Below are 2,616 nucleotides of genomic sequence, written 5' to 3'. Positions count from 1 at the left end.
TGCACAGCGACAATCAGGATGGTTGGCAGCGTCAATCAGGATGAGCGCGGCGCCGGGGTCAGCCGGAGGTCGGGCGTAGCCCGGCCGTAGGCTGACCCCGGCGGGCGCCTTTGCCCGATTGGGTGGGGTGCTTTGGCGGTTCGGTGTGCCGGAATGGGCGGTCATCCCAGGGGGATCGCCGCCTTGCCCGGCTCGCACATCACCGATCACCAGGCGAGGCGCTACATGACGCTCAGACGAACCCAGGACCGGGCCACCGCGGCCGCCATGGCGGGCTTCAGCTCCAGCACCGGCGGGCGGATCGAGGCCGATCCCCGGCCGCCATCCGAACGCGCAGCCCCCCGGGGCCGGCGCAGGCCCGACCCGCTTGCCGCGGTCTGGGACAGCGAGATCGTGCCGATGCTGGAGGCCACCCCGGGCCTGCGGCCGGTGACGCTGCTTGAGGAACTGCGCCGCCGCCATCCCGGCCTTCCCGCCAGCATCCGTCGCACGTTGGAGCGGCGGATCCACCACTGGCAGGCGGTGGCCGGCCCGGCGCGCGAGGTGATCTTCCGCCAGGATCACCCGCCGGGGCGGCAGGGCCTGTCCGATTTCACCGAGGCCACCTCACTCGGCGTCAGCATCGCCGGCCAGCCTCTCGAGCACCGGCTCTACCATTTCCGCCTCGCCTTTTCCGGCTGGCAGCACGTTCGCGTGGTGCTCGGCGGCGAGAGCTTCACCGCCCTCGCTGAGGGGCTGCAGGATGCCCTCTGGACGCTAGGCGGCGCGCCGCTGGAACACCGCTCCGACAGCCTCTCCGCCGCCTTCCGCAACCTCAGCCGCGACGCCGCCGAGGACCAGACCCGCCGCTACGAGGCGCTCTGCGCCCATTATGGCATGCGCCCGACCCGCAACAACGCCGGCATCGCCCACGAGAACGGCTCGATCGAGGGGCCGCACCGCCACCTCAAGGACGCGCTCGGCCAGGCGCTGCTGCTGCGCGGCCACCGTGACTTCCCCGACCTCGCCGCCTGGCGCGCCTTCGTCGATGCCGTCGTCGGCCGCGCCAATGCTGCCCGCCGCCGCCTCGTCGAGGCCGAGCGGCCTCAACTCGCGCCACTGCCGCCCCAGCGCGCCGGCGCCGCCGAGGAAACCCTCGTCACCGTCACCCGCAGCAGCGGCTTCAGCCTGCGCCACGTCTTCTACACCGTCCCCTCCACCCTCATCGGCCACCGCCTGCGCGTGCGCCTGCACGATGACCGGCTGGAATGCTTCCTCGGCACTTCGCCGGTCCTCACCCTGCCGCGCGGTCGGGCACCTGGTGGCGGGCGCGGCCGGCGCGGCCACGTCATCGACTACCGCCACGTCATCCACAGCCTCCGCCGCAAGCCGGGCGCGCTGCTCAACCTCACCTACCGGGACCAGCTGTTTCCCCGCACCGCCTATCGCCGCGCCTGGGACGCGCTGCTCGCCGCCCGGCCGGCCCAGGCCGCCTGCCGTGCCATGGTCGGCTTGCTGGCCCTCGCCCATGACCGCGCCTGCGAGGCCGAGCTCGCCACAACCCTCGATGCCCTCCTCGATGCCGGCGAACTGCCCGACCTCGCCAGCCTGCGCGAACGCTTCACGCCGATCCCGGAGGCGCCACCCGACATCGCCGTCCCGCTGCCGGACATCGCCACCTACGACGCACTCCTCGCCGCTGGAGCCACCGCATGACCGCCGTCAGCACTGCCGACACGGTGCGCCTGCCGCTGATGCTCGGTGAACTCCGCCTGCCCACCATCGCCCGCCTCTGGCCTGACATCACCGCACGCGCCGACAAGGAGGGTTGGCCCGCGGCGCGCCTACTTGCCGCCCTGGCCGAACTCGAACTCGCCGATCGCGCCCGCCGCCGCATCGAGCGCCACCTCGCCGAGGCCCGCCTGCCGCCCGGCAAGACGCTCGCCACCTTCGACTTCGCCGCCGTGCCGACGCTGAGCAAGGCGCATGTCATGGCGCTGGCCGCCGGCACCGGCTGGCTCGAACGCGGCGCCAACCTGCTGATGTTCGGCCCGCCCGGCAGCGGCAAGAGCCACGCTTGCGCCGGTCTCGGCCAGGCCCTCGTCGAGAACGGCTACCGCGTGCTGTTCACCAGGACCTCCGACCTCGTCCAGCGCCTCCAGCTCGCCCGCCAGGCCCTGCAGCTCGAGCAGGCCATCGCCAAGCTCGACCGCTTCGACCTCCTGATCCTCGACGACTTCTCCTACGTCGCACGCGACCAGGCCGAGACCTCGGTCCTGTTCGAGCTCATCGCCGCCCGATACGAGCGCAAGTCCCTGCTGGTCACCGCCAACCAGCCCTTTGGCGAATGGGGCAGGCTGTTCCCCAGCCCCGCCATGACGGTCGCCGCCATCGACCGCCTCGTCCATCACGCCACCATCTTCGAGATGAACGTCGAGAGCTACCGACGTCGATCCGCCGCATCACGCAAGGCCGCCAAACCCACCGAGGCCGTCACAAACCACCCATCCTGATTGTCGCGCCGCGACAATCAGACCACTTGCCAGCGACAATCACCAGCAGCCATCATCCCAACGCCGTGCCGCCATCGCGTCATCCTGATTGACGCGCGCCTCCATCCAGATCGTCGCGCTACAG

At 71.6% G+C, this 2,616-nt stretch carries 2 protein-coding genes; both read left to right on the top strand.

From position 1 onward, the window contains the following. Window positions 1-183 precede the first annotated feature (183 nt). On the top strand, window positions 184-1,695 hold the full coding sequence (istA, locus tag AC5JJ1_RS15325) for an IS21 family transposase (protein WP_495785969.1): 1,512 nt from the start codon (window positions 184-186) through the stop codon (window positions 1,693-1,695). Continuing rightward, window positions 1,692-2,492, top strand: coding sequence for an IS21-like element helper ATPase IstB (istB, locus tag AC5JJ1_RS15320; RefSeq protein ID WP_495785968.1), 801 nt, complete (start codon window positions 1,692-1,694; stop codon window positions 2,490-2,492). Before istA ends, istB begins: the two co-directional genes overlap by 4 nt. The last annotated feature ends 124 nt before the right edge of the window (window positions 2,493-2,616 follow it).

The sequence above is a fragment of the Belnapia sp. genome, from assembly GCF_059504005.1.
This window is presented reverse-complemented; position numbering and strand designations above follow the sequence as displayed.

Excerpts from the sequence above, each read along its gene's own strand:
- istB (WP_495785968.1), top strand. The coding sequence starts at position 1,692 with ATGACCGCCGTCAGCACTGCCGACACGGTGCGCCTGCCGCTGATGCTC.